This window comes from Streptomyces sp. NPDC043876 (assembly GCF_056435825.1).
Genome location: NZ_JBWKDV010000002.1, coordinates 614,297 through 640,335 on the forward strand (window position 1 = coordinate 614,297; position 26,039 = coordinate 640,335).

Annotated in this window: 22 protein-coding genes and 1 other RNA gene; 13 read left to right on the forward strand and 10 right to left on the reverse strand. The window is 73.7% G+C overall.

Translation table 11 applies throughout. The features are described from left to right. Positions 1–65 precede the first annotated feature (65 nt). From AC0693_RS07900 to AC0693_RS07910, 3 genes are all read right to left on the reverse strand, one after another. Positions 66–1,067, reverse strand: coding sequence for an N-acetylmuramoyl-L-alanine amidase (locus tag AC0693_RS07900; protein ID WP_469318764.1), 1,002 nt, complete (start codon positions 1,065–1,067; stop codon positions 66–68). A gap of 104 nt (positions 1,068–1,171) precedes the next feature. After that, positions 1,172–1,813 carry a class I SAM-dependent methyltransferase gene (locus AC0693_RS07905; RefSeq protein WP_478741824.1) on the reverse strand — a complete coding sequence of 214 codons (642 nt, stop codon included), beginning with the start codon at positions 1,811–1,813 and terminating at the stop codon, positions 1,172–1,174. Between the two features lie 62 nt (positions 1,814–1,875). Further along, complete coding sequence (locus AC0693_RS07910) at positions 1,876–2,340, reverse strand: ATP-binding protein (protein WP_469318762.1); 465 nt, start codon at positions 2,338–2,340, stop codon at positions 1,876–1,878. A gap of 84 nt (positions 2,341–2,424) precedes the next feature. Between AC0693_RS07910 and AC0693_RS07915 the strand changes: the two genes are divergently transcribed. Together AC0693_RS07915 and AC0693_RS07920 are read left to right on the forward strand one after the other, a co-directional pair. After that, a complete protein-coding gene (locus tag AC0693_RS07915; RefSeq protein WP_469318761.1) occupies positions 2,425–3,273 on the forward strand; it encodes a helix-turn-helix domain-containing protein in 849 nt (282 codons plus the stop codon). Then, the gene (locus tag AC0693_RS07920; protein ID WP_469318760.1) at positions 3,233–3,493 is read left to right on the forward strand and encodes a DUF397 domain-containing protein; all 261 of its coding nucleotides are present in this window, start codon (positions 3,233–3,235) and stop codon (positions 3,491–3,493) included. Before AC0693_RS07915 ends, AC0693_RS07920 begins: the two co-directional genes overlap by 41 nt. A gap of 19 nt (positions 3,494–3,512) precedes the next feature. On the opposite strand, the gene AC0693_RS07925 is transcribed toward AC0693_RS07920, so the two are convergent. Continuing rightward, a complete protein-coding gene (locus tag AC0693_RS07925; protein ID WP_478801237.1) occupies positions 3,513–5,852 on the reverse strand; it encodes a bifunctional serine/threonine protein kinase/MFS transporter in 2,340 nt (779 codons plus the stop codon). A gap of 122 nt (positions 5,853–5,974) precedes the next feature. Here AC0693_RS07925 and AC0693_RS07930 point away from each other — a divergent pair, with 122 nt between their 5' ends. The 3 genes from AC0693_RS07930 to AC0693_RS07940 all read left to right on the forward strand — a co-directional run bounded on the left by AC0693_RS07930 (position 5,975) and on the right by AC0693_RS07940 (position 11,341). Then, positions 5,975–7,891 (forward strand): serine/threonine-protein kinase, encoded by a 1,917-nt coding sequence (locus tag AC0693_RS07930; RefSeq protein ID WP_478801238.1) that lies wholly within the window; start codon positions 5,975–5,977, stop codon positions 7,889–7,891. Positions 7,892–8,004: 113 nt separating this feature from the next. Next, a complete protein-coding gene (locus AC0693_RS07935) occupies positions 8,005–10,137 on the forward strand; it encodes an acyl-CoA dehydrogenase (protein ID WP_478801239.1) in 2,133 nt (710 codons plus the stop codon). A 16-nt stretch (positions 10,138–10,153) separates the two neighbouring features. Continuing rightward, complete coding sequence (locus AC0693_RS07940) at positions 10,154–11,341, forward strand: lipid-transfer protein (RefSeq protein WP_469336402.1); 1,188 nt, start codon at positions 10,154–10,156, stop codon at positions 11,339–11,341. 136 nt (positions 11,342–11,477) lie between these two features. Here AC0693_RS07940 and AC0693_RS07945 read toward each other — a convergent pair whose 3' ends face one another. After that, positions 11,478–11,864, reverse strand: coding sequence for a response regulator (locus tag AC0693_RS07945; protein ID WP_478801363.1), 387 nt, complete (start codon positions 11,862–11,864; stop codon positions 11,478–11,480). A gap of 265 nt (positions 11,865–12,129) precedes the next feature. Between AC0693_RS07945 and AC0693_RS07950 the strand changes: the two genes are divergently transcribed. The 3 genes from AC0693_RS07950 (at position 12,130) to AC0693_RS07960 (ending at position 15,101) form a co-directional block, all read left to right on the forward strand. Then, positions 12,130–12,984 (forward strand): MaoC/PaaZ C-terminal domain-containing protein, encoded by an 855-nt coding sequence (locus AC0693_RS07950; RefSeq protein WP_356411063.1) that lies wholly within the window; start codon positions 12,130–12,132, stop codon positions 12,982–12,984. Between the two features lie 63 nt (positions 12,985–13,047). Then, entirely contained in the window at positions 13,048–14,124 is a 1,077-nt protein-coding gene (locus AC0693_RS07955; RefSeq protein ID WP_478801240.1) for a Zn-dependent alcohol dehydrogenase, read from the forward strand. 35 nt (positions 14,125–14,159) lie between these two features. Next, positions 14,160–15,101: a 3-oxoacyl-ACP reductase gene (locus AC0693_RS07960; RefSeq protein WP_469336407.1), complete on the forward strand. Its 942-nt coding sequence runs from the start codon at positions 14,160–14,162 to the stop codon at positions 15,099–15,101. Between the two features lie 178 nt (positions 15,102–15,279). On the opposite strand, the gene AC0693_RS07965 is transcribed toward AC0693_RS07960, so the two are convergent. The 3 genes from AC0693_RS07965 to AC0693_RS07975 all read right to left on the reverse strand — a co-directional run bounded on the left by AC0693_RS07965 (position 15,280) and on the right by AC0693_RS07975 (position 18,312). After that, complete coding sequence (locus tag AC0693_RS07965) at positions 15,280–15,726, reverse strand: hypothetical protein (protein ID WP_478801241.1); 447 nt, start codon at positions 15,724–15,726, stop codon at positions 15,280–15,282. A 305-nt stretch (positions 15,727–16,031) separates the two neighbouring features. After that, positions 16,032–16,865: a chitosanase gene (locus tag AC0693_RS07970; protein WP_468471630.1), complete on the reverse strand. Its 834-nt coding sequence runs from the start codon at positions 16,863–16,865 to the stop codon at positions 16,032–16,034. A gap of 172 nt (positions 16,866–17,037) precedes the next feature. Continuing rightward, positions 17,038–18,312 carry a hypothetical protein gene (locus tag AC0693_RS07975; protein ID WP_478801242.1) on the reverse strand — a complete coding sequence of 425 codons (1,275 nt, stop codon included), beginning with the start codon at positions 18,310–18,312 and terminating at the stop codon, positions 17,038–17,040. A gap of 208 nt (positions 18,313–18,520) precedes the next feature. Here AC0693_RS07975 and AC0693_RS07980 point away from each other — a divergent pair, with 208 nt between their 5' ends. The 4 genes from AC0693_RS07980 (at position 18,521) to AC0693_RS07995 (ending at position 22,575) form a co-directional block, all read left to right on the forward strand. After that, a complete protein-coding gene (locus AC0693_RS07980; RefSeq protein WP_478801243.1) occupies positions 18,521–19,552 on the forward strand; it encodes an ABC transporter substrate-binding protein in 1,032 nt (343 codons plus the stop codon). 64 nt (positions 19,553–19,616) lie between these two features. Further along, positions 19,617–20,474 (forward strand): Nif3-like dinuclear metal center hexameric protein, encoded by an 858-nt coding sequence (locus tag AC0693_RS07985; RefSeq protein ID WP_478801244.1) that lies wholly within the window; start codon positions 19,617–19,619, stop codon positions 20,472–20,474. After that, positions 20,471–21,214, forward strand: a complete 744-nt coding sequence (locus AC0693_RS07990; RefSeq protein ID WP_356411259.1) for a zinc ribbon domain-containing protein — start codon at positions 20,471–20,473, stop codon at positions 21,212–21,214. Before AC0693_RS07985 ends, AC0693_RS07990 begins: the two co-directional genes overlap by 4 nt. Further along, entirely contained in the window at positions 21,214–22,575 is a 1,362-nt protein-coding gene (locus AC0693_RS07995; protein WP_478801245.1) for a bifunctional RNase H/acid phosphatase, read from the forward strand. Before AC0693_RS07990 ends, AC0693_RS07995 begins: the two co-directional genes overlap by 1 nt. Before the next feature lie 71 nt (positions 22,576–22,646). On the opposite strand, the gene rnpB is transcribed toward AC0693_RS07995, so the two are convergent. Both rnpB and AC0693_RS08005 read right to left on the reverse strand, forming a co-directional pair. Then, positions 22,647–23,048: RNase P RNA component class A (gene rnpB, locus AC0693_RS08000), an RNA gene on the reverse strand. A gap of 94 nt (positions 23,049–23,142) precedes the next feature. After that, positions 23,143–24,597, reverse strand: a complete 1,455-nt coding sequence (locus AC0693_RS08005) for an RNB domain-containing ribonuclease (RefSeq protein ID WP_478801246.1) — start codon at positions 24,595–24,597, stop codon at positions 23,143–23,145. Positions 24,598–24,709: 112 nt separating this feature from the next. On the opposite strand from AC0693_RS08005, the gene yaaA reads away from it, so the two are divergent. Beyond that, positions 24,710–25,510, forward strand: a complete 801-nt coding sequence (gene yaaA, locus AC0693_RS08010; protein ID WP_478801247.1) for a peroxide stress protein YaaA — start codon at positions 24,710–24,712, stop codon at positions 25,508–25,510. Positions 25,511–26,039: the final 529 nt, after the last annotated feature.

Here is a 26,039-nt window from a genome sequence, read left to right on the forward strand (position 1 = left end):
CGTACGGACGTTTCGCGCGTCCGAGAGGTCAGGGGCCGTACCCGGGCCCCTCCTCTACCCGACCGTTACCCGCCCAGGAAGCCGACGATGCCGTTGGCGATGCCCTGAGCCGCCTTCTCCCGCCACTCCGGACTGGTCAGCAGCGCCGCGTCCTTGGCGTCGCGCATGTTGCCGCATTCGATGAACACCTTGGGGCGGGTGGAGAGGTTGAGACCGCCGAGGTCGTCGCGGACGACCAGGCCCGTACCGCCGCCCACGTAGTTGGAGGGGGCGGAGCCGGTCGTCCGGGTGAAGTTCCCGGCGATCCGCTCGCCCAGCTCCTTCGACGGACCCACGATCTTCGCGGTGTCCGCGGCGCCGCCCTTGACCTTCGCCGGGAGGATCACGTGGAAGCCGCGGTTGCCGGAGGAGACGCCGTCGGCGTGGACCGAGACCACCGCGTCCGCGTTCGCCGCGTTGCCGATCCGGGCCCGCTCGTCGATGCACGGGCCGAACGGCCGGTCGGCCTGGTGGGTGAACACCACCTTGATGCCCTGGGCTTGCAGGATCGCGCCCAGCCGCCGCGAGACGTCGAGGCTGAAGTCGGCCTCCAGGTAACCGGCGTTGGTCGTCGTGCCGGTGGTGTCGCACTCCTTGCGGGTGGTGCCGATGTCGACCTGCTTGTCGATCTCGCTCGTGTGTTTGAAGTTGCCCGCGTTGTGCCCGGGGTCGATGACCACGACCCGTCCGGCGACCGGCCCCTTGCCGGGAGCCGCCGCCGGGGACCCGCTCGCGGAAGCCGAAGCGGAAGCGGATGCAGACGGGGAGGCGCCGGCCGTGGCGGAGGCGCTGCCCTGGGCGCGCGCCTGGGAGGACGGCGGGGCGGCCGGCGGACGCGCGGCGGCCGGGGGCCGGCCGTCGTCGGCGCCCGCCCCGGTCGTCACCTCCACCAGCACCCACCCGGCGAGGCAGATCGGTGCGAGGGCGGCGACCGCCACGGCCAGCGTGGAACGGCGCGTGAACCACGGCCGGTCGGGGCTGACCGAAGAGGCGGACTCGGGCTGCGGGGCACTGTCGTCGTACGGCACGTCGGCGATGCTAGACCCCGGGCCGGCCCCGCGTCCGGACCCTGACCCGTCCGAGGGCCGGGCGCACGCCCGGATGGAGTCCCCGCGCCCCCCGTCCGCGCAGGTCAGATGCCGGTGCCGGTGCGGCGCAGGACGCGCAGGGAGTCCGTCACGGAGACCTCCTCGAAGGCCCCGGAGGCCAGCGCCCGCAGGTAGATCCGGTACGGCGCCTGCCCGCCGTCCGCCGGGTCCGGGAAGACGTCGTGGATGACCAGGGTCCCGCCGGGCGCGAGGTGAGGGGCCCAGCCCTCGTAGTCCCCGGTGGCGTGCTCGTCGGTGTGCCCGCCGTCGATGAAGACCAGGCCCAGCGGGCCGCCCCAGGCCGCCGCGACCTTCGGCGACAGGCCGACGACCGCGATCACGTGCTCCTCCAGACCCGCCTTGTGCAGGGTCCGGCGGAAGGTGGGCAGGGTGTCCATGAGTCCGACCTCCGGGTCCACGACCGTCGGGTCGTGGTACTCCCAGCCCGGCTGCTGCTCCTCGCTGCCCCGGTGGTGGTCCACGGTGATCGCGCACAGCCCGGCCTCGCGGGCCGCGTCGGCGAGCAGGATCGTGGAACGCCCGCAGTACGTGCCCACCTCCAGCAGCGGCAGCCCGAGCGCGGCGGCCGCCGTGGCCGCCTCGTGGAGCGCGAGGCCCTCCCGTACGGGCATGAAGCCCTTGGCCGCCTCGAAGGCGGCGAGGGTCTCCGGCTTGGGGCTGGCCATGGTGTTCCTCCAGGTGGTGCTGCGCGTGCGGGGCCGCGGGGCGGGTGGCGGCCCATGCTGCCCTACCGCCCGGTAGGACGCCACGGCCGGGTCCCGCGCGCGGCCTTGCGGGGCCCGGGCCGGTCGCACTCGAACCACACCGTCTTGCCCGACGCGCCCACCTCGGCGCCCCAGCGGTCCGTGACCGCCTCGACCAGCAGCAGCCCGCGCCCGCCGTCGGCCAGCGGGTCCGGGCCGGGATCCGGACGCGGGGGAGAAGGGGAGCCGTCCGCCACCTCCACCCGCAGCCCCTGCGGCCGCAGCAGGATCACCACCGCGCAGCCGCGCCCCGGCACGTGCCGGACGACGTTCGCGACCAGCTCGGTCAGCGCCAGCTCGGCCGCCTCGGACAGCGACGCCAGCTCCCAGCGGCCCAGCAGTATCCGCAGGATCCGCCGCATGTGCCGGGCGGAGTGCTCACCCACGGTGAAGCCCATCCGGTAGGTCCCGTCAACTTCGGCGGCGGAGAAGTCAGTTACGTGATTCACGGCACCAGAGTGGGGCGATCTGACTACGCTCGGCTACGGACCGAAACGAACGCCTCACGGCGTGTACTTGGGGGTGACCGCTTCATGGTCAACATCCGCGATCTGGATCCCAGCGCCTCTCCGCTGGACTACTACGGCGCCGAGCTGCGCCGCCTACGGCAGGAAGCCGGGCTGAAGCAGCAGGCGCTCGGCAGCATCATCTTCTGCACGGGCTCGCTCATCGGGCAGATCGAAACGGCGCACAAGGTCCCGACCAGGGACTTCTCGGAACGGGTGGACGCGGCGCTGGGCACGGACGGGATGTTCTCCCGGCTGGTGGGCCTGGTGCTGCGGAGCCAACTCCCGGTGTGGTTCCAGGCGTACGCCGAGATGGAGGCGAGGGCGGCGTACATCTCGTCGTTCCAGTCGCAGTTGGTGGATGGGCTGTTGCAGACCCCTGGCTACGCGCGGGCCCTGCTGGGCGGGCGGTCGGTAAAAGGGCTCGACGCGCAAGTGGAGGCCCGCATGGACCGCCAGCGCATCCTCCAACGTGAGCATCCGCCATTGATGTGGGTGGTCATGAGCGAGGCCGCGCTTCATCAGGAGATCGGCGGCGCGGAGGTCATGCGGGAGCAACTCGCCCACTTGTTGGCAGTGGAAGAGAGGGAGTGGGTGAAGGTACAGATCCTGCCCTTCGAGGTGGGTGCCCATGCCGGAGTGATGGGGTCGTTCAACCTGCTGCGGTTCGAGAACGACCATGATCTCGTCTACACGGAAGACTTCGTCCAGGGCCACATGACGGTCAATCCGCAATCCTTCAAGGAGGGTTCGCTCCGATACGATCAGTTGCAGGCCGCCGCCCTCTCCGTGGAGGACTCGGCGGCGCGGATCGCCCGTGTAATGGAGGAACGCTATGGACACCATCCAGGACCTGTCGGGCGCTCGGTGGCGTAAGTCGTCGTACAGCGGTGACACCGGCGGTCAGTGCGTCGAGTGCGCACCCCTCGGCGGGGCCGACTGGTACAAGTCCTCGTACAGCTCCGACACCGGCGGCGAGTGCGTCGAGGTCGCCGCGCAGCCCCACCGGATCGCCGTGCGGGACTCCAAGAACCCCGAGCTGCCCGCCTTCACCGTGAGCCCCGCCGCCTTCGCGGAGTTCGTGCGCGGTCTCTGACCGCGCGGCCCGAGCGGCCCTAGCCGTGACGAGGAGTCGCGGCCGGGGCCGTGGACGGCGCCGTCAGCTGGGCGATCAGGGTGGCGAGGAGCAGGCAGCCGACCGCCCACCAGGGCATGACCTGGAGGCTGTTGACCAGCGCCGTGCCGATCCCCACGCCCACGGCCTGCGCCGTGATGACGACGGCCGAGGCCGCCCCCGCGTGCGAGGGGAGGACGGTGGCCGTCGCGGTGGCAAGGACCGGCACGAAGGCGAGGCCGAGGCCCAGGCCCGCGAGGGCCATGAAGGGCAGCAGGGACGGGTATCCGCCGCCGCCACCGATGCCGAAAATGGTCATCGCCACGCCGAGCGCGGTGACCGGCAGTCCCGTCACGATCAGGACGCGCGGCGCCACGCCGCGACGCAGCAGCAGGGGCGCGACCAGCGTGGAGCCGATGACGAGACCGGCCACCACGGGCAGCATGGCCAGTGCGGCGCCGGCCGTGGAGTAGCCGAGGGTCTGCCCCAGCAGCCCGGTCAGGGAGGGCAAGGCGGCCCCGGCGAGCAGCATCGCGAGGAAGCCGACGAGCCTGCCGCGGTCCGCGAGGACGTACGGCGGCAGGAGCGGGGCCGAGGCGCTGCGCTGCCACACCAGGAAGGCCAGGAACAGGACGACGCCCCCGGCGAGCGGCCCGAAGACCACGGGATTGCCCCAGATCTCGGCGGGCTCGCTCCGGTTCTGCGACACCCCCAGGGAGCCGAGGGCGATGCCGCCGATGCCCAGGGCGCCGAGCAGGACGCCCGGCAGGTCGAAGCGGCCGGGGCGCTCCGGGCGGTCGTGCGGCAGGACGCGGGTGCCCGCCAGGGCGATCAGGGCGAGGAGCGTGACGATCCCCAGGAGCGGCCCCCAGTTCGTCCCTTCGACCAGGAGCAGGCCGAGCACCGGTCCGGCGACGGAAACCGTGGCGTAGATTCCCAACGCCCTGGTGCGCTGCCTGGGTTCGGGGAAACCGGTGCCGAGCAGGGTCAGTGCCGCGGCGGTCACCAGGGCGCCGGACGCGCCCTGTGCGAAGCGGGCCAGGAGCAGCGGCTCGGGGGTGAAGGCGTCGACCGCGCTGCCGAGAGCGGAGGACGCAGCGAGTCCCGCCAGGCCGGTGATGAGGGTGCGTTTGCCTCCGATGCGGTCGACGACGTGGCCGCCGAGGAGCAGGAGCGCCGCGAAGGGGACCACACAGCAGATGACGAAGACCGGGGCGACCCGCCCCGCGCGGAAGGACTCCGGGTCTCCCAGCCCGAGCAGCACCGCCAGTTGGGCCAGGACGAGCACGGCCAGGTGCCACCGGCGGCGGGGCGAGGGGGCGGGGGCGGGGTCCGCGGTGGTGGGGGTGGGGGCGGCGGCCTCGGTGGGCGCGGGCGCCGCGTCGCGGGGGGCCGTCTCCGTCGCGGGGGCCGCGGCGGGCGGCTGCGGCCGGGCCGCCGGTACGTAGTCCAGCAGCTGGGCCGCGTGCCGTCCCAGCTGGGCCAGCACCTCGCCGGGCAGCCAGACGCCGGGGCCGTCCCCGGCGGTGCGCTCGGCGATCTGGGCCGGGGTGGGCCGTAGGGCGGGGTCCTTCTCCAGGCAGGCGCGCACCAGATCGAGGAGCGGTTCCGGTACGCCCGTGAGGTCGGGCTCCTCCTCGGCGATCCGGAAGAGGTGCGCGTTCAGGCCGGTGCCGGTGGCGCCGAAGAGGAGGCGTCCGGTGGCGGCGTAGACGAGGACGGCGCCGAGGCAGAAGACGTCGCTGGCCGGGGTGAGGGCCAGGCCGCGGACCTGTTCCGGCGACATGAAGCCGGGCGAGCCGATGAGCATGCCGGTGCGGGTGTGCAGGCTGTCGCCGCTCAGGCTGTCCATGGCGCGGGCGATGCCGAAGTCGATGACGCGGGGGCCGTCGACGGTCACCAGGACGTTGGACGGCTTGAGGTCGCGGTGGATCAGCCCCGCGGCGTGCACGGCCTCCAGCGCGAGGGACAGCCGGTTGGCGAGCACGCGGACGGACTGCTCGGGCAGCGGGCCGAAGTCCCGGGCGACGACCCGGGTCAGGTCGGGCCCGGCGATGTACTGCGTGGCCACCCACGGCACCGTCACGTCGGCGTCCGTGTCGGCGTCCAGGACGTCCGCGGTCCAGCTGCCGCCCACCCGGCGGGCCGCGGCCACCTCGCGGGCGAAGCGCCTGCGGAATTCGGGGTGGGCGGCGTACTCGGTCTGCACGACCTTGACGGCGACCGTGCGGCCGACGTCGGAGCGGCCGAGGTAGACCAGGCCCATGCCGCCGGCGCCCAGGCGGGCGATCAGGCGGTAGGGGCCGATGTGCGTCGGGTCTTCGGGGGTGAGCGAGTCCACGCCAGGAATCTAGCGGAGGCCGTCGGCGGGCCGCGGCCTTGTCTTCGTCCTGCATGCAAATCCCCCTATTCTGTGGCGGGTTCGACCGGCATGACCACAGGGACCAGCGGGGGACGGGCAGCATGAGCAGCGGTGCGCGCAGTGACGACGACAATGTCGAGGGGGGCATAAAGCCGCTCGCGGCCGGGGACCCGAGCCGGATCGGGCCGTACCTGCTGCTCGGGCGGCTGGGGGCCGGGGGCATGGGGCGGGTGTTCCTGGCCCGGTCCGAGGGCGGGCGGACGGTCGCGGTGAAGGTGGTGCACGAGGAGCTGGTGTCGGACGCGCAGTTCCGGGCCCGGTTCCGGCGCGAGATCGACGCCGCGCGCAAGGTCGGCGAGCGGTACACGGCGCCCGTGCTCGACGCGGACCCCGACGCCGACCTGCCGTGGGTGGCCACGGGGTACGTGCCCGGGCTCTCGCTGGAGCAGATCGTGCGCCGCTTCGGCCCGCTGCCGGTGGATTCCGTACACGCCCTGGCCGACGGGCTGCTGCGCGCGCTCCAGGACATCCACGCGGCCGGGATCGTGCACCGCGACCTCAAGCCGTCGAACGTGATGCTGACCGTCGAGGGCGCCCGCGTCATCGACTTCGGCATCTCGCGCGCGCTGGAGACCTCCGTCGAGTCGCTCCTCACCAGCACCGGCATGGCCGTCGGCTCGCCCGGGTTCATGTCGCCCGAGCAGGTCCGCGGGCAGCGCGCAGGGGCGAAGAGCGACGTGTTCACCCTCGGCTGCGTCCTGATGTACGCGGCCACGGGCGCGCTGCCCTTCGGGCACGGCGCGAGCAACCAGCACGCGGTGATGTTCCAGATCGTGGAGGGCGAGCCGGACCTGGAGAAGGTCGGGGACGAGGCGCTGCGCGCGTTCATCGCCCGCTGCCTGGTCAAGGACATCGGGGAACGGCCCGGGGTGGACGCGCTGCTGGCGGACCCCGATCGGGTCCGGCCCACCGAGCGCGGCGGGGCGTGGCTGCCGCCCAAGGTGGTGGCGCGGCTGGCCAGCCAGGCGGCGCGGCTGCTCGACGCCGAGGCGGAGCCCCGGCGCGAGGGCGCGGCGCCGGAGGCCGCGGGGCCCGTCGACCGGGCGACGCTGGACCTGGGGGCGAAGGGCGGCTCCGGCGGCGCGGCGGACACGGCGGGAGATCCGGGGGCCGGACCGCTGGTCGCGCCGGTGGCCGGGGGCACCAGCGCCGCGGGGGAGCGGCGCGGGAAGCGCCGGTGGACGGTCGCGGTGCCGGCGGTGCTGGTGTTCACGGTCGGCGGCGGGACGGTGGCGCTGATCCAGCCCTTCGGCAGCGACGGCGGGGACGCAGCGAAGGCCTCGCCCCCGGCCGCGAGCGCTCCGGTGACGTCCGGCGGCGCGGTGGGCGCGCCTTCGACGGCGCAGGGCTCGCCGACCGCGGGCGCGTCCGGTTCGCCGAGTCCTTCCGTGCCGGGGCAGGCCCAGGGCGGCGGGGCCGCGGCGGCGGGCGGCGCGGCCGCGGCGGGCGGCTCGGGAGCGGGTGCGCCGGGCGGCGGCTCGGGCATCCCGGGCGGGGCCGGCGGTACGGGGAGCGATCCGGCCAAGGGCTCCGGCGCGGGCGGCGCGGGGGGCGGCGTGCCGGGCGGCGGCTCGGGCGCGACCCCGGGCGGCTCCGGCGCGCCGAGCGGCGGGGGTTCCGCCGGTGACGGGGTCCCCTCGTACTTCGCGGGCTCATGGACCTACGCAGGGCAGTTCAACATCGGTCAGCCGGAGACGGTGGTCATCGCGCGGTCCGGGGGCGTCCGGCTGATCAGCGACGCGAGCATGGGTCACTGCGAGTACATCGCCAAGGTGGTCTCGGTGGGCTCCGGCGGGGCCCGGATCAACGTCGGCACGGCGGCGGTGGACAAGAGCAAGTCCACCGGCAGCTTCTGCCAGCCCCTGGACCCGTCGTTCTTCACCCGCAGCGATCCGTCCGGGATCCAGCACAACGTGGGTCCCTCGCACGGTGAGGGGTACTACTACCAGCGCTCCTGATCCGGCGGGCCCGGGCGGCCGTCCGGATGGCCGTCCGGGCGGCCGTCGCGGGGGAAGAACACGTTTCACTTCTGACCTTCCGTCAGAATGGAACGTGTTCTACTCTGCCGCGCATGGGCATCGGAATCACGCAGGAACAGCGGGAGTTGGCCGACGCGATGCGCGGCTGGGCGGCGCGCGCCGTGCCGCCCGAGGAAGTGCGCAAGCTGCTCGACACCGCCCCGCACGCCACGGGACGCCCCCTCTACTGGGACGCGCTCGCCGCCTCCGGGCTGCTCGCGCCGCACCTGGAGGGCGGCACCCTGCTCGACCTGGCCGTCGTCGTCGAGGAGGCCGCCCGGGCGGCCCTGCCCGGGCCGTACCTGCCGAGCGCGCTGGCGTCCGTACTCCTGCAGCGGGCCGGGGCCGAGCCGCTGGAGGGGCGGACCGGGGCCGTGGCCCTGGCGGCCGGGACGCTGACGGCCGTGGCCGTCGAGGGCGGGGGCCACCTGCTCGACGGGACCGCGCCCCCGGTGCTCGGCGCGGGCGGAGCCGACCTCGTCGTGCTGGCCGCCGAGGCCGCGCACGGCACCCTGTGGTTCGCGGTGGACGCCGCCGCGCTCGACATCCGCACCCATGAGAGCGCCGACCCGACCCGGCCGACCGCCGAGGTGCGGGCGCGGGGGGTCTCCGTACCGCCGGGGCGGCTGCTGGCGCTGGACGCGGCCCTCGTCCGGGACGCGGCCTGCGCGCTCTTCGCCGCCGACGCCTGCGGCACCGCCGCCTGGGCGCTGCACACGGCCGCCGGACACGCCAAGGTGCGCGAGCAGTTCGGGCGGCCCATCGGGCAGTTCCAGGGGATCAAGCACCTGTGCGCCGACATGCTGGTCCGCCTCGAACAGGCCCGGGCGCTCGCCTGGGACGCCGCCCAGGCGATGGACGAGGACCCCGACGTCCGCTCGCTGGCCGCCGCGCTGGCCGCCGCGACGGCCCTGGACGCCGCCTACAGCTGCGCCAAGGACTGCATCCAGGTCCTCGGCGGCATCGGCTTCACCTGGGAGCACGACGCCCACATCTACCTGCGGCGCGCCCTGGTCGCGCGCCAGCTGCTCGGCTCCGGCGACGGCCACCGAGTGCGGGCCGTGCGGCTCGCGGCGGGCGGGGCCCGGCGCGAACTGCGCCTGGAGCTCCCGGCCGAGGCCGAACGGCACCGCGAGCGGGCCCGGACCGCCCTCGCGCCGGCGCGCGGCCTCGACCCGGCCGCCGCCCGCCGGGTCCTCGCCCCCACCGGCTACGCCGCTCCCCACCTGCCCCCGCCCTACGGCCTCGGCGCCGGGCCGGTCGAGCAGCTCGTCGTCCAGCAGGAGCTGAGGGCGGCCGGGATCAAGATCGCCGACCTCGGCATCGCCACCTGGGTCGTGCCCTCCCTGCTGGCCTACGGGACCCCCGAGCAGCGGGACCGCTACCTCCCGGCGACCCTGCGCGGGGACGTCACCTGGTGCCAGCTCTTCTCGGAGCCGGACGCGGGCTCCGACCTCGCCTCGCTGCGGACCCGGGCGGAGCGGACGGCGCGGGGGACCTGGAAGGTCAACGGACAGAAGGTGTGGACGAGTTCCGCGCACAGCGCCGACTTCGGGATCCTGCTGGCCCGCACCGACCCGGACGCGCCCAAGCACAAGGGGCTCGGGTACTTCGTCGTCGACATGAAGGCGGCGCGCGGGATCGACGTGCGCCCCCTGAAGGAGATCACCGGGGACGCCCTCTTCAACGAGGTGTACTTCGACGACGTCGAGCTGCCCGCCGACGCGCTGGTCGGCGCGGCCGACGGAGGCTGGAAGGTCGCCCGCAACACCCTCGGCAACGAACGCGTCCACATGGCCGACCAGATGACCTTCGACAGCGGCCTCGAAGCACTGATCGCCCGCTGCGCCGACCTCGACGGCGCGGGCCGGGCCCGGATCGGCGCGCTCGCCGCCGAGGCCCACGCCCTGGCCTGCATCGGGCTGCGCACCACCCTCCAGCAGGTGTCCGGGCTGGAGCCGGGCGCGGGTGCCTCCGTGCGCAAGCTCGTCCAGACCCCGCACCAGCAGCGGACCGCCGAGCTGACCCTCGAACTGCTGGGACCGGCGGGCGCGGTCCGCGAGGGGGCGGGCGCGCGGGCGGTGCACGGGATGCTCATGTCGCGCTGCCTGACCATCGCCGGGGGCACCACGCAGGTCCAGCTCAATGTCGTGGCCGAGCGCATTCTCGGCCTTCCCAGGGACTGAAGGGGCGTTGCGTCAGATGAAGTCGTACATCGTGGGCGTCGGCATGACGAAGTTCGAGAAGCCGGAGTCGCGGGACTGGCAGTACTGGGACATGGCCAAGGAGGCCGGGAGCGCGGCGCTCGCCGACGCGGGCGTGGACTACGGCCTGGTCGAGCAGGTGCCGGTGGGGTACTGCTTCCAGGCCTCCACCGCGGGCCAGCGGGCCGCGTACGAACTGGGCCTGAGCGGGGTGCCCGTCTACAACGTGAACAACAACTGCGCGACCGGTTCGACCGCGCTCATGCTGGCCCGGCAGTTCGTCGAGGGCGGCCTGAACGACTGCGTGCTCGCGCTGGGCTTCGAGAAGATGAAGAGGGGCGCGCTGGGCGGCGGGGCCGACGGGGGCGACTTCAAGACCTCTCCGGTGGCCCGGCACTACGGGATCATGTCCGCCGGACACGGCTTCGAGATGACCCCGCCGACCGCGCAGATCTTCGGGAACGCGGCGCGCGAGCACATGGAGCGGTACGGGACCACCGAGGCGCAGCTGGCGGCGGTGGGCGAGAAGAACCACCGGCACTCGGCGAACAACCCGAACGCGCAGTTCCAGGACGTCTACACGGTCGGGGAGATCCTGGCGGCCAAGACCATCCACCGGCCGCTGACCAAGCTCCAGTGCTCGCCGACCTCGGACGGGGCGGCGGCCGCGCTGGTCGTCTCGGAGCGGTTCGTGGAGGCGCACGGGCTGGGGGAGCAGGCCGTGGAGATCGTGGCGCAGGCGATGACCACGGACACCGGTGAGTCCTTCGCGTCGGGGTCGTGCATCGACGTGGTCGGCAAGCCGATGACGGCGGCGGCGGCCCGGCAGGTGTACGAGCGGTCGGGGCTCGGGATCGAGGACGTGGACGTCATCGAGCTGCACGACTGCTTCTCGGTCAACGAGCTGCTGACCTACGAGGCGCTGGGCATGTGCGCGGACGGGGCGTCCGGGAAGCTGGTGGAGAGCGGGGCGACGACGTACGGGGGGCGGTGGGTGGTGAACCCGTCCGGGGGGCTGATCTCGAAGGGGCATCCGCTGGGGGCCACTGGGCTGGCGCAAGCGGCTGAATTGGTGTGGCAGTTGAGGGGGGCTGCGGGGGTGCGGCAGGTGCCGGGGGCGCGGGTTGGGCTGGCGCACAATATTGGGCTCGGGGGGGCTGCCGTGGTGACGATGCTCCGCAGGTAGTGGGCCCTCCGGGGGCGCCTCAATCTCCCCCAGCTACCGCTGGGAGGGGCCCCCGGGCGGGGCTTGATTTGGTGCCGCTTTGAGCGCAGGTGCGGCTGGTTTCGGTGCCGGCGGGCTGGAAGGCGGAAAGGCGCCCTCAAGCGTCGGGCGGGCTGGGATTGCCCGGGGCGGGATTGAGTGCCGGGTCGATGACCGTTTCGCCTGTGGCGGTGCGGCGGAGGGCTTCTGCCAGGGACTCGTCCGGGAGGTCGCGGGGGATGAGGCCCGCGGCGCCTGCCGCCAGGGCCGCGTCCAGGAGGCCGGGGCGGGCCGAGCCCGTCACGACCAGGACCCGGCACTCCGGGTCCTCCTCGTGTACGGCGGCCACCGCGTCCGGCGTGTCCACCAGCGCCACCGCCGGGCGGGCCGTCGCCGAGGACACCACCTCGATGTCCGGCCGCAGGCCCAGCCGCAGGGCCAGCGCCGGGTCCGCGGGGACCAGCAGGACCCGCAGGGACTTGGCGGTCCGGTGCTCCCGGGGCATTTCGTTCACGGGGTCAGGGTAGGCCCCCCGCTGCTCCCCGGCGCGTGGAACACACCCGGCCAAAGCGGAAACTGACGCGCGGTCAGGAGTCTTCCCAAGTGCTGGGACGTGCGTTATACATTCCTTCATCGGTCCTAGAACGCGTTCTACTGCGGCGGGGCCGACCCGCATACGACCTCGGTGCGGCCGACGGTGCGGACGGTCGCACCGAGGTCTTCCACTGCCGTCCACGGTGTGGAACGACGAACAAGGAGCAGCATCCTCAATGCCGATCGATGCCGCGAAGGCCCTCGCCGCCGACCCCCGCGTGGGGGAGATCGCCTGGGACCACAAGGACATCCAGCTCTACCACCTCGGCCTCGGCGCCGGCCTCCCGGCCACCGACCCCGACGAGCTGCGCTACACCCTGGAATCCAAGCTGCACGTCCTGCCCAGTTTCGCGACCGTCGCGGGCGCGGGCATGGCCATGCTCGGCGGCCTCGCCGCCCCCGGCATCCAGGTCGACCTCGCCGCCGTCCTGCACGGCGGGCACTCCATCGAGCTGCACCGGCCCATCCCCGTGAAGGGGCGGGCCACCTCCACCTCCAGGGTCGCCGCCGTGTACGACAAGGGGAAGGCGGCCGTCATCGTGCTGCGCTCCGAGGTCGCAGACGCCGACGGCCCGCTGTGGACCAGCGACGCGCAGATCTTCGTCCGCGGCGAGGGCGGCTTCGGCGGCGACCGCGGTCCCTCCGTCCGCGGCGAGGCGCCCGAGCGCGCCCCCGACCGGGTGGAGGAGCGGCCGGTCCGCGAGGAGCAGGCGCTGCTCTACCGCCTCTCCGGCGACTGGAACCCGCTGCACGCCGATCCCGAGTTCGCCAAGCTGGCCGGCTTCGACCGGCCGATCCTGCACGGGCTGTGCTCGTACGGCATGACGCTGAAGGCCGTGGTCGACACGGTCCTCGACGGGGACGTGACGCGGGTGCGCGCCTACCGCACCCGCTTCGCCGGGATCGTCTTCCCGGGCGAGACGCTCCGCATCCGGATGTGGCGGGAGCCCGGCCGCGTCCTGGTCTCGGTGACCGCGGCGGAGCGGGACGACGCGCCGGTCCTCGCGGACACCGTGGTCGAGCACGCGTAACGACCGTAGGCGTCACGACCGTACGAGCGACACCACCCGTACCTCCAGCAGAGGAGCCGCACCGTGCGCGCAGCACTCCAGAGCCAGATAGGCCAGGACAAGCTCGAAGTCGTCGAGGACATGGAAGCCGTGGGCTTCGGCCCCGGCAAGGTCAAGGTCCGCATCCGGGCCACCGGCCTGTGCCACTCCGACCTCTCCGCGATGAGCGGGGTGCTGCCGCAGCCCGCCCCCTTCATCCCCGGTCACGAGGGCTCCGGCGAGATCGTGGACGTCGGCGACGGGGTCACCGGCCACCGGATCGGCGACCGGGTGCTGGTCTGCTGGCTGCCGCCCTGCGGGCACTGCCCGTCCTGCCGCCGCGGCCAGGGGCACCTGTGCCTGGAGGCGTTCGGCAACGTCGCCACCCCCAACTTCCGGCGCGGCGACAGCGACATCTTCGGCTTCGCCGGAACCGGCACCTTCGCCGAGGAGATGGTGGTCCCGGCGGGCTGCGCGGTACCGATCCCCGACGACGTGCCCTTCGACATCGCCGCCCTGATCGGCTGCGGGGTGACGACCGGTCTCGGCGCGGCCATCAACACGGCCAAGGTGGAGGCCGGTGCCTCGGTCGCGGTCATCGGCTGCGGCGGCGTCGGCATCTCCGTCATCCAGGGCGCCAAGGTGCAGGGCGCGGCGCAGATCGTCGCCGTGGACCCGGTCGCGTCGCGGCGCGAGGCGGCCCTGCGGTTCGGGGCGACCGAGGCGGTCGCTCCGGAGGCCTTCGGCGACGCCAAGAACCGGATCACCGCCGGTGAGGGCTTCGACTACGTCTTCGAGGTGGTCGGCAAGTCCCAGACCACGCAGACGGCCTACGAGATGACCCGGCGCGGCGGCTCGGTCGTGGTGGTCGGCGCGGGCGCGCTCGACGACAACTACTCCATCAACATGTTCTCGCTGTTCTTCGACGAGAAGAAGATCCTGCCCTCGATGTACGGCGGCGGGGACGTCCTGCGGTCCTACGAGCGGACCATCGGCCTGTGGCGGGCCGGGCGGGTGGACCTGGCGGGCCTGATCACCCACCGGGTGCGGCTCGCCGAGATCAACGACGCGCTCGACCAGATGCGCACCGGCGTCGCCCTGCGCACCTGCATCGAACTCTGACCCCTGCACCCCTGCACCCGAGAGGAACGGGCCCCATGTCGCTCCCCCTAGAGGGACTTTCCGCGATCGTCACCGGCGCCGGGCGCGGGCTCGGGCGCGCCGAAGCGCTCGAACTCGCCCGCCTCGGCGCGAGCGTCGTCGTCAACGACTTCGGCCAGCCGGGCCGCGACGGCTCCGGCGAGGCCTCGGCCGCCCCGGCCGAGGAGGTCGCGGCCGAGATCCGCGCCGCGGGCGGGCAGGCGGTGGCGCACCTCGGTGACGTGGCCGACTTCGAGCAGGCCCGCGAACTGGTCGAGCTGGCCGTCGCCCGCTTCGGCAAGCTCGACGTCCTGGTCAACAACGCGGGCATCCTGCGGGACCGGATGATCTTCTCGATGTCCGAGGCCGAATGGGACTCGGTGATCCGGGTCCACCTCAAGGGCCACTTCAACACCACCCACTTCGCGGCCGCGCACTGGCGGGAACGCTCGAAGGCGGCGGGCGGGCCGGTCTACGGCCGGATCGTCAACACCTCCTCCGAAGCCTTCCTCGGCGGCTCCGCGGGCCAGCCGAACTACGCGGCGGCCAAGGGCGGCATCGTCGGCCTCACCACCTCGACCGCGCTCGCGCTGGCCAAGTACGGGGTCACGGCCAACGCCATCTGCCCGCGCGCCCGGACCCGGATGACGGAGGACGTCTTCGCGGGCTTCCAGGTGCCGGAGGAGGGCCGGCTCGACCCGCTGGCGCCCGAGCACGTCTCCCCGCTGGTGGGCTACCTGGCGTCGCCCGCCTCGGCGAAGGCGAACGGCCAGCTCTTCGTCGTGCACGGCGGGATCGTGGTGGTGATGGAACGGCCGAAGGTGGCCGCGAAGTTCGACACCACCAAGGAGGCCTTCTCCTACGAGGAGCTGGACGAGGTCCTCACCCCGCACTACGCGGACCGGCCCGCGAACGAGACCTTCGCGGCGTCCGAGGTACTGGCCCTCAAGCACGGCTAGGGCGTTTCCCTCCGGCCCGTCCACGGTGTGCCGGTGCGGTACCTGAACGCGATCGCGTCGATGACCTGTCGATGGTCCTGCCACCGCACCTCGCCGAGGCGTCCTGTCGACGATGCGGCGAGGTGCGGGTGCCAGGCGTCGAAGGCCGGGCGGGATTTTTAAGACACGCCCTGGCCCGTCAGTGGTGGTCGTACGGGGAGACGATGATCTCAGAGTTGACCGACAGCAGCGTGTTTCCTGCACTGTCGAAGCTGACCAGGCGGGCATACGCCCGGCCGTTCACATGCAGCTCGGTGAGATATCGAGCGGTACCAACAGCCCCGACGGCGCAGGGGATGTTGTTCACGGAATGCACCGCCGTGCCGTCGGGGTCAACGACGTCGACCCGGAATTTGGCGCAATTGCTGGGGAATGCCTGGATAGCGCCCTGGCCCCAGAATTCCTGTGCTCCCCAGCCGAACCGGTCCGCACAGACCTCGCCCTTGAAGCCACTCTTGTCGAATGACGTGCATTTCCTGAACGGTGACTCCCAGGCGGCCTGAGCCGGAGCGCCGGCTGCGGTGATCGTAGCGACGGCAGCGCTCGCCACGACGACCGCTGCGGAAATTGCTTTGCGGATTCTCATTTGTGCCCCCTCGCACGGCAAGTGAACCTTCGAAATGCCGTCCACCAGTGGAAGACCAGCTTCCTTCGGGGGATCGGCGATTCGCCACGGTAGTCGACCGGCTCGGGGGCGTCGACGGCCGCAGTTGAACAGTTCCTCCGTCCACTATCGATAGGGTTCGGATCGAGGACCGTGATCCGAAGGGAATTCCCCAGTCGCGACGGGGTGCCAACGGTAAAGCCGGTGCTCCTTCCGGGGTGCGACGCGCGAGTGCCGGGGGCTGTCGACCGCCCCCGGCACTCGTGTGCTCAGCCGATCCGGGGGGATCAGCCGATGTGGTAGGAGTCCCCGTAGACCTTCCAGTCCAGCGGGGTGTTCAGGGCGAGGTTGCCCTTCTTGAGCCAGACCCGCTGCGCGGTGTCCACGCGGCTCGTGTCGCTGTGGGCCTCCTCCTGCTTCATCGCCCAGACGCGGGCGTCGAGGAAGGCGTTCAGCCAGGTGGTCTCGTTGCCGCCCTGGGCCGGGGGCTTGGCCTTGGTCAGGGCGCGCTTGCGGATGTTGCGGAAGCTGGTGGAGTCGTCGCCGTTGCCGTGCATCACGATGGCGTCGTAGTAGGCGAACTGGCCGAGGGCGCCGACGCCGTCGCTCTTGCCCTGGCTGACGGCCGGGTTGAAGTACACCCGGTCGCGCTCGTGGTCCTGGGCCTTCCTGAAGGTGCTGTCGGTGGCCGCCTTCGCCCAGTCCTTGGTGAAGTTCGGGTCGAGGCCCTTGTGCGACGGGGTGCCGTCGACCTTGCGCAGGGCCGGGAGGTACTTGGCGAGGACGTTGTCCGGCTTGACGCTGGTGTAGTACTCGACGAGGTCGAGCATGTCACCGGTGCCGGAACAGAAGCCGATGATCCCGGCGGTGTAGCCGCGGTCGTCGTCTATGTCCTCGATGTACTTGTACTGCGCCTTCCAGTCCAGCGAGGAGTTCTCCGCGCTGGACACGATCTGCATCGCGACGTCCTTCTTCGCGGGGTCGTCCAGGCCGGTCGCGGTGGCGCCGAAGGCGGCCGCCGCGTGGGGAGCGGCGGCTGCCGGGGAGGTGGCGGCCGGCGAGGCGTGGGCCGCGACGGGGACGGCGAGGACCGCCGCGCCGAGCAGGGCCCCGATGGCCAGCCTCGTACGACGCGAGCCGATGATGCGGTGATGAGGGGTGAACACAACGCCTCCATGGGGGGGTTGGTGCGCTCCGCTAATGTTAGGAAACTTACCTATCATATAAACGGGCACGCCCAACACCCCTCCGGCACGGTGTGACCGTGGGTCAGTGAGGGTGACGGAAGGGCCGCTACCGCAGCGGTGCCTGCTGGAGCGGCACGGGGCGGGGCGCGGGCGCGGGCGCCGCGTCGGGCGCAGGCCCGGCCTCGGAGCGCACCGGCGGCGGCGGACCCGGCGGAAGTCCCAGGCCGACCACCCCGCAGGGGACGAACGGGGTCGTGTACGGCAGCCGCAGACGGCCCTCGCGCGACCACAGCCCGGTGCCGACCCAGCCCATCGGCGCCCCGAGCCGGAAGACGTGCCGGTCCGCCGGACGCCACAGCGCGATCCCGGCCGCGCCCGCGGCGGCCCCGGGACCCGGATCGCCGATCCGCAGCGCCACCGCGCAGCTCTCCGGCATCAGCATCTGGCCCGGCTGCACCGCGAAGGGCACGGCCGAAGCCCCCTCCGCCCGCAGGCACTCCGGGAAGCGCACCGGACGCGAACTCCCCAGCACCCCCCAGCCGATACGGGCCCCCTCGCCCGGCGACGGCGCGTCGGAGCGGATCAGCAGCAGCCCGCTGTCCGGGTCGGCCAGCAGCAGCCGGTCGTCACTGGCCTCGGTGATCTGGAGCAGCGGCGAGACCTCGCCCCCGCGCCCCAGGTCCACCACGACCGTCTTCGTGCGCCCCTCCCGCTCCCGGTCCAGGGCCAGCAGCCGGCCCTCCCGGTCCAGCCAGACGCCCCCCGAGCAGCGCCCGGACAGTTCGGCGACCCGCTCGGGCCCGAAGGCGCCCCCGGCGACCTGCCAGACCGTCGTGGAGTGCCCGTCCACCGCCAGGGCGTAGGCGCTGCGCCCGTCCGGGGCGGGGGGCAACAGGGTGAGGCGGCCGTCGCACTCCAGGGCGCCCAGCGGGAGCTGGCCGGTGCGCGGGCCGGTGTGCGGCCCGGCGTGCGAACCGGTGGGGTACAGCAGGGAGAAGGCGTGGTGCCCGGCGACCCGGCGGTGGATCAGCACCCGCCCGTCGGTCAGCGGGAGGACCTCGGAGTCGGCCTCCTCGGGCTGCCCCAGCGGAAGGGGGACGGCGTACGGCTCGGGGCCGTCCAGGGTCCAGCGCTCGGGGTAGCGGGCCTGGCCCTCCCCGGCGAGGCGGGCGGCGTACGAGCCGTCCGCGGCGAGCACGAACCCGGGGCCCGCGGACGCGTACGGCCCGCCGGGTCCGGCCGGCGCGGGTCCCGTCGGCGCGGGCACGGCTGGCGCGGCTTCCGCGCTCCCCTCGGCGGGGGCGTCCGGCGCGGTCGCGGTCCCCGGCCCGCCCTCCGGCGCCGCTTGCGTCACGGGCTCCTCAACAGCACAGGCAGTCATTGCTGCGTCACCTCCGGTCAGGAAGCTAGTTTTCGCAGCTCCCGCCCCACGGCACGACCACCTCGGCTTCACACGTACGGGTGGCCGCCCGGTGGTTCTCCCGTGGCCGCGGAGGCGATTGTGCTGTGCGATACCGGGGCGTTTAGGGTGAGGCGGCGTGGTTAGGTATGCCTAACCGCACTCCTTCCCCCATTCCAGGAGTTGTGACATGTCCTTCCGTCGCCGCGGCACGGCCGCCGTCGCCCTCGCCGCCGCAGCCGCGCTCACCCTCTCCGCCTGCGGCGGTAAGGACGGCGCGGCGTCCCTGCAGCCCGGCGGCGGCGACAAGAAGGCCGTCGCCCAGGGCGGCAAGGACTTCTCCGACGCCGCGAAGAAGACCGCGGCCTTCGGGACCACCGCCGCGGCCGGCCAGTTCCCGCGCACGGTCACCCACGCGATGGGCACCACCGAGATCAAGGCCGCCCCCCGCCGGGTCGTCGTCCTGGACGTCGGCGAACTCGACAACGTCGTCTCCCTCGGCTTCCAGCCCGTCGGCTACGCCCCGACCGAGGGCGACGAGGGCATCCCCGGCTACCTCAAGGACGACGCGGGCACCCCCCGGTCCGTCGGCACCGTCAACAGCCTCAACCTGGAAGCGATCAACGCCCTCAAGCCCGACCTCATCCTCGGCAGCCAGCTGCGCTCCGCGGACAAGTACGCCGCGCTGTCGAAGATCGCCCCGACCGTGTTCTCCATCCGCCCGGGCTTCCCGTGGAAGGAGAACTACCTGCTGAACGCGGCCGCGCTGGACAAGACCGCCGAGGCCAGGGGCAAGCTCGACGCCTACCAGGCGAAGGCGAAGAAGCTCGGCGACGACCTCGGCGCGCACAAGCCGACCGTCACGATGCTGCGCTACATGCCCGGCAAGACCCGCCTGTACGCCGGGGCCTCCTTCATCGGCACCATCCTCAAGGACACCGGCATCCCGCGCCCGCAGAACCAGCAGGCCGAGGAACTGGCCGTCGAGGTCAGCCCCGAGCGCATGGACGAGGCCGCCGCCGACTGGATCTTCACCGGCGTCTACGGGGCCAAGGACAAGACCAAGCGGGACTCCGCCGAGGACAACCCGCTCTGGAAGAACCTTGACGCCGTCAAGCAGGGCCGGGCCAAGGACGTACCGGACGAGACCTGGTACCTCGGCCTCGGCGTGAGCGCCGCCGACAAGGTCCTCGACGACCTCCGCGGCCTCCTCGTCAAGTAACCCCGCCGCCCCCGCACCCCCCGCTGGTCGGCGGGGGGTGCGCCACGGACGGTAGCCTTGGCCCGTGCCCCGTCTCTCCGAAGTCATCGCCGCGCTGGACGCCCTCTGGCCCCCCTCGCGGGCCGAGCAGTGGGACGCCGTCGGAACCGTCTGCGGCGACCCCGACGCCCCGGTCTCCCGGGTCCTGTTCGCCGTGGACCCCGTACAGGAGATCGCCGACGAGGCGGTGAAGCTGGGCGCCGACCTGCTCGTCACCCACCACCCCCTCTACCTGCGCGGCACCACCACCGTCGAGGCGGGCACCTTCAAGGGCCGCGTCGTGCACACGCTGATCAAGAACGACGTCGCGCTGCACGTCGCCCACACCAACGCCGACAGCGCCGACCCCGGGGTCTCCGACGCCCTCGCGGGCGCGCTGGACCTGCGCATCACCGGGCCGCTCGTGCCCGACCCCACCGACCCCGACGGCCGCCGGGGCCTGGGCCGGGTGTGCGTCCTGGACCACCCCGAAACCCTGCGCGAGTTCGCCGCGCGCGCCGCCGCCCGGCTGCCGCGCACCGCGCAGGGCATCCGCGCCGCGGGCGACCCGGACGCGCTGATCCGCACCGTCGCCGTCAGCGGCGGCTCCGGCGACAGCCTCTTCGACCGGGTGCGGGACGCCGGTGTGGACGCCTTCCTCACCGCCGACCTGCGCCACCACCCGGTGTCCGAGGCCCGCGAGCAGTCCCCGCTCGCCCTCGTCGACGCCGCCCACTGGGCCACCGAGTGGCCCTGGTGCGAGCAGGCCGCCGCGCAGCTCGACGCGATCTCCGAGCGCCGGGGCTGGGGTCTGCGGACCCACGTCTCGCGCACGGTCACCGACCCCTGGACGGCGCACGCGCCGTCCGTTTCCGCCCCTTCTCTCCCTGGAGCCCCCAACTGAACGCCGAGCCCGCCGACCAGATCCGACTTCTCGACGTCCAGGCCCTGGACCTGCGGCTGTCGCAGCTCGACCACAAGCGCAACTCGCTGCCCGAGCACCTCGAACTGGAAGCCCTGACCAGCGACCTGACACAGCAGCGCGACCTCCTCGTCGCCGCGCAGACCCAGGAGAGCGACGCGGCCCGCGAGCAGACCAAGGCCGAGCAGGACGTGGACCAGGTCCGCACCCGCGCGGTCCGCGACCAGGCCCGCCTCGACTCCGGCGTCGGCGTCTCCGCCCGCGACCTGGCGAACCTGCAGAGCGAGCTGGTCTCGCTCGCCAAGCGCCAGGGCGACCTGGAGGACGTGGTCCTGGAGGTCATGGAGCGCCGAGAGGCCGCCGCGGCCCGCGTCGCCGAGCTGACCGCCCGCGTCACCGAACTCCAGGGCAAGGCCGACGACGCCATGGTGCGCCGCGACGCCGCCCTCGCCGCCTTCGACGCGGACGCGGCGAAGGTCGCCAAGGACCGCGAGCTGATCGTCGCCTCGATCCCGGCGCCGCTGATCGCCCTGTACGAGAAGATCCGCGCCAAGCAGAACGGCGTCGGCGCGGCCAAGCTGTACCAGCGCCGCTGCGAGGGCTGCCGCCTGGAGCTGGACATGGCCGAGGTCAACGAGATCAAGAGCGCGGCCCGCGACGAGGTCGTCCGGCACGAGAACTGCGGCCGGATCCTGGTCCGTACGGCGGACTCGGGCATCTGATGCCGCGCGTGGTCGTCGAGGCGGACGGCGGGTCCCGGGGCAACCCGGGACCCGCGGGCTACGGCGCGGTGGTCCTCGACCCGGTGAGCGGGGAGACCCTCGCCGAGCGGGCGGAGTACATCGGCGTCGCCACGAACAACGTCGCCGAGTACAAGGGCCTGGTCGCGGGCCTCACCGCGGTCCGCGAGCTGTTCCCCGACGCCACGGTGCTGGTCCGGATGGACTCCAAGCTCGTCGTCGAGCAGATGTCCGGCCGCTGGAAGATCAAGCACCCGGACATGAAGCCGCTGGCCGCCGAGGCCGCGCGGATCCTGCCGCGCGCGCAGGTGACGTACGAGTGGATCCCGCGCGAGCGCAACAAGCACGCCGACCGGCTCGCCAACGAGGCGATGGACGCGGGCAAGCGGGGCGAGCGGTGGGAGCCGTCCGCCTCCTCGGCCGCCCTCGACCACGGGGCGGCCCGCGCGCTCGCGACCCCGCCGCCGCCGGGCCCGCCCGGTGACGCGGCGGCCGGCGCCGCCGCGGCCCGCGCCGCGCTCGCGGGGGCCCGTACGGCTGCTCCGGCGGCGGCCGGAGCGGACACGCTGTTCGGGGACGCGCCGGTGGACGCGCTCGGGGGCGCGGCCGCGGACGTGCTGGGGGACGCGCTCGGCGAGGCTCCGGCGGCTGCCGAGGCTCCGGCTCCCCAGGCTCCGGCTCCTGCGGCCGGCGCGCCCGGGTGGGGGGCGCCCGACCTCGGGACGCCCGCCACCTTCGTGCTGCTCCGGCACGGCGAGACCGCCCTCACCCCGCAGAAGCGCTTCTCCGGCAGCGGCGGCAGCGACCCCGAACTCTCCCCGGCCGGGCGCCGCCAGGCCGAGGCCGTCGCGGCGGCGCTCGCCGCCCGGGGCACCGTCCAGGCCGTCGTCAGCTCCCCGCTGCGGCGCTGCCGCGAGACCGCGCAGGCCGTCGCCGACCGGCTCGGACTGCCCGTCACGATCGAGGAAGGGCTGCGCGAGACCGACTTCGGCGCCTGGGAGGGCCTCACCTTCGGCGAGGTCCGCGAGCGCTACCCGGCCGACCTCGACGCCTGGCTGAACTCCGCGAAGGAAGCCCCCACCGGCGGCGGCGAGAGCTTCGCCACCGTCACCCGCCGGGTCGCAGCCGCCCGCGACCGGCTGCTCGCCGCGCACGCGGGCCGCACGGCGCTGCTGGTCACCCACGTGACACCGGTCAAGACCCTGGTCCGGCTCGCCCTCGGCGCCCCGCCGGAATCCCTGTTCCGGATGGAACTGGCCGCCGCCTCGCTCTCGGCCGTGGCCTACTACGCCGACGGCAACGCCTCGCTGCGGCTGCTGAACGACACCTCGCACCTGAGGTGAGAACGCCTGTGGACATGCCTGTGGCCCGCACCGGAACGGTGCGGGCCACAGGCATGCCGTCGTAGGCGCGCAGACCGACACAAGCTGTACGCCGGGTTCTGTCACCCGGTGACCTCGCGATCACCGGGGAGACGGCCATCCATCTAGGACCGGCGTTGCCGCCGGCCTCGTGCGGTCTACCCGCGGACTCGGGCGGGCAGCCCTCGAACGTCCGCGCAGAGCCGTCCGGAGACGACTCCTCTTGACCTTGCTCCGGGTGGGGTTTACCTAGCCGCCTGAGTCACCTCAGGCGCTGGTGGTCTCTTACACCACCGTTTCACCCTTACCCGGGACCGAAGCCCCGGGCGGTCTGTTTTCTGTGGCACTGTCCCGCGGGTCACCCCGGGTGGCCGTTAGCCACCACCCTGCCCTGTGGAGCCCGGACGTTCCTCGGCGGGATCCGAAGACCCCGACGCGGCCGCCCGCTTGTGTCGTTCTGCGCTCCGACCATGCTACCCGGCCACCCACGGGTGCTTGACCTTGCCGCAGCGGACGTGCGCGACGCCGCCCTGCGTCAGCGGGCCCGGCTCACGCCGTCGTGAACTGCACGCCCGTGGTGGTGGCCGGGTCGGCCGAGGTCAGGGTGACGCGGATGCGGGAGCCGAGCGGGAGGGGGGCCGCGGGGGATTCGACGCGGCCCACCACCGCCGGGTCCTCCAGGTGGACCGTGCCGACCGTCGGTTCGTGGTCCTTGACGTCGATCACCGTGGCCTCGAAGGTCTCGCCCACGCGGTCCTTCAGGAGCGCCGCCTCCACCAGGTCGACGCAGCCCCGCTCCACCGCGTTGGCCAGCCGGCCGCCGTCCGCCATCTCCTTCGGGAGGGTGGCCAGGGCCGCCACGGCCCACTCCGGCGGGGCCTGCCCCGCCACCGCGGCCAGGCACAGCTCGCCCGCGTAGCGGTCGACGAGGCGCCGCAGCGGGGCCGTGCAGTGGGCGTACGGCGCCGCGACCGCCGCGTGCAGGGCAGGGGAGGGCACCTCGCCGTCCGTGAACGGCGTGTACCCGGCCCCGCGCAGCAGGGCCGTGCACTCCTGGAGGAACGCCGCGTGCGCCGGGCGGTGCGGGTCCAGCGAACGGATCAGCTGCGCGTACGGCACGTGGTGCGGCCAGTCGATGCCCAGCGCCCGCGCGGTCCGCCGCAGCCGCCCGACCGCGCCGTCGGGCGCCGAGGGGAGGGTGCGCAGGATGCCGGTGCCCGACGCGATCATCAGGTCCGCGGCCGCCATGCCGGTCATCAGCGAGACCTGCGCGTTCCAGCCGTCCGCGGCGAGCGGGGCCCGATAGGCCAGGGAGTACGAGCCGTCCTGCTCGACGACCTCCTGCTCGGGCACGTTCAGCGAGATCCCGCCGCGCTCCGCCTCCAGTGCCTCGCGCAGCGTTCCGATGTCCTTCAGCAGGGCGAGGGACTCCGGGGCGGTCCCGGCGTCGATGGACTTCTGGACGCCCTCGTAGTCCAGCTTCGCCCGGCTCCGTACGAGCGCCCGCCGGACCTCGGTGGTCCCCACCCGGCCGTCCGCGTCCAGGTCGAGGCGCCACAGCAGGGCCGGGCGGGTCTGATCGGGCAGCAGGCTGGCCGCGCCCTCGGAGAGGACGGGGGGATGGAGGGGGACCCTGCCGTCGGGGAAGTAGAGGGTCGTCACCCGGCGGTGGGCCTCCGCGTCCAGGGCGCCGCCCGGGGTGACGAAGGCCGCCACGTCCGCGATCGCGTAGTGCACCCGGTAGCCGCCGCCGGGGCGGCGGGCCAGGTGCATGGCCTGGTCCAGATCGGTGGAGGCCGGCGGGTCGATGGTGAAGAGGGGCAGGCCGGTGGCGTCCACGGCCTCCCCGGCGGGCGGCCGGGGCGCCTTCGCGGCCTGCTCGGCCTCCGCCAGGACCGCAGGGGGGAAGTCCTGCGGCACCTCCAGCCTGGTCCGCAGGTCACGCAGCGCGGCCGTCAGAGCAGCCCCGTCTGCGCCGGTCATGTGCAGGTGACGGCGTGGCATGGACCGAAGCCTAGAGCCGGTGCGGCCGCGTGTCGCGGCGAGGCCACTACGCTGGCCGGGGGGCCGCACCCCCCGCCGCGCGCCGTCCCGGCCGTACCGAAGGAGAACCACCGTGCTCGTGCTGCTGCCGCCGTCCGAAGGAAAGGCCGCCGGCGGCTCCGGCGCACCCCTGAAGGCCGAGGGGCTGTCCCTGCCGGGGCTTGCGCCCGCCCGCGCGGCGGTGCTGGACGAACTGGTCGAGCTGTGCGCGGCCGACGAGGACAAGGCCCGCGAGGTGCTCGGGCTGAGCGAGGGGCTGCGGGGCGAGGTCGCGAAGAACGCGGGGCTGCGGTCGGCCGCCGCCCGGCCGGCCGGGGAGATCTACACCGGGGTGCTGTACGACGCCCTCGGCTGGGCGGACCTGCCCGCGGGGGCGCGTGCGCTGGCGGACCGCTCCCTGCTCGTCTTCTCCGGGCTGTGGGGCGCCGTCCGGATGACGGACCGGATCCCGTCCTACCGCTGCTCGATGGGCGTGAAGCTGCCGGCGCTGGGGGCGCTGGGGGCGTACTGGCGCGCGCCGATGGCGCAGGTCATGCCGGAGGCGGCGGGGGAGGGGCTGGTGCTGGACCTGCGGTCCGCGGCCTATGGCTCCGCGTGGAAGCCGAAGGGGGAGGTGGCGGGGCGGACGGCCACCGTGCGGGTGCTGCACGCGCAGGTGGTGGACGGGGTCGAGAAGCGGTCGGTGGTCAGCCACTTCAACAAGGCGACCAAGGGGCGGCTGGTGCGGGATCTGCTGCTGGCGGGGGTGGTGCCGGGTGGGCCGGCCGAGCTGGTGGGGGCCCTGCGGGACCTCGGCTTCACGGTGGAGGCGGAGCCGCCGACGAAGCCGGGCCGGGCGTGGTCCCTCGACGTGATCGTCACCCAGATCCACTGACCCCCGGGCTCCGCCCGGACCCGCGGGGTGCGGTGCGGCGCCGCCCCTCGGCCGCGGGCCGTCGTCCCGGGCTCTGCCCGGACCCGCGCCTCAAACGCCGGCGGGGCTGGAGGTGGCTGGGCTGGTTGTGTGGCCCGGTTCCCGGTTGTGCGGCCGCGGGGCTGGATTCGCGGGTTGGTCATGCGGGGCAAGTTCAGCCCGTCCGGCGTTTGAGGACCGGGTCTGGGCGGAGCCCAGGAGGCTGGGCGGTAGGCGGCGTTGGTCCGCGGCCGCGGGCTGTCGTCCCGGGCTCCGCCCGGACCCGCCCCGGCGGGGCTGGATTCGCGGGTTGGTCATGCGGGGCAAGTTCAGCCCGTCCGGCGTTTGAGGACCGGGTCTGGGCGGAGCCCAGGAGGGCGGGCGGCAGGCGGCGTTGGTCCTCGGCCGCGGGCCGTCGTCCCGGGCTCCGCCCGGACCCGCCCCGGCGGGGCTGGATTCGCGGGTTGGTCATGCGGGGCAAGTTCAGCCCGTCCGGCGTTTGAGGACCGGG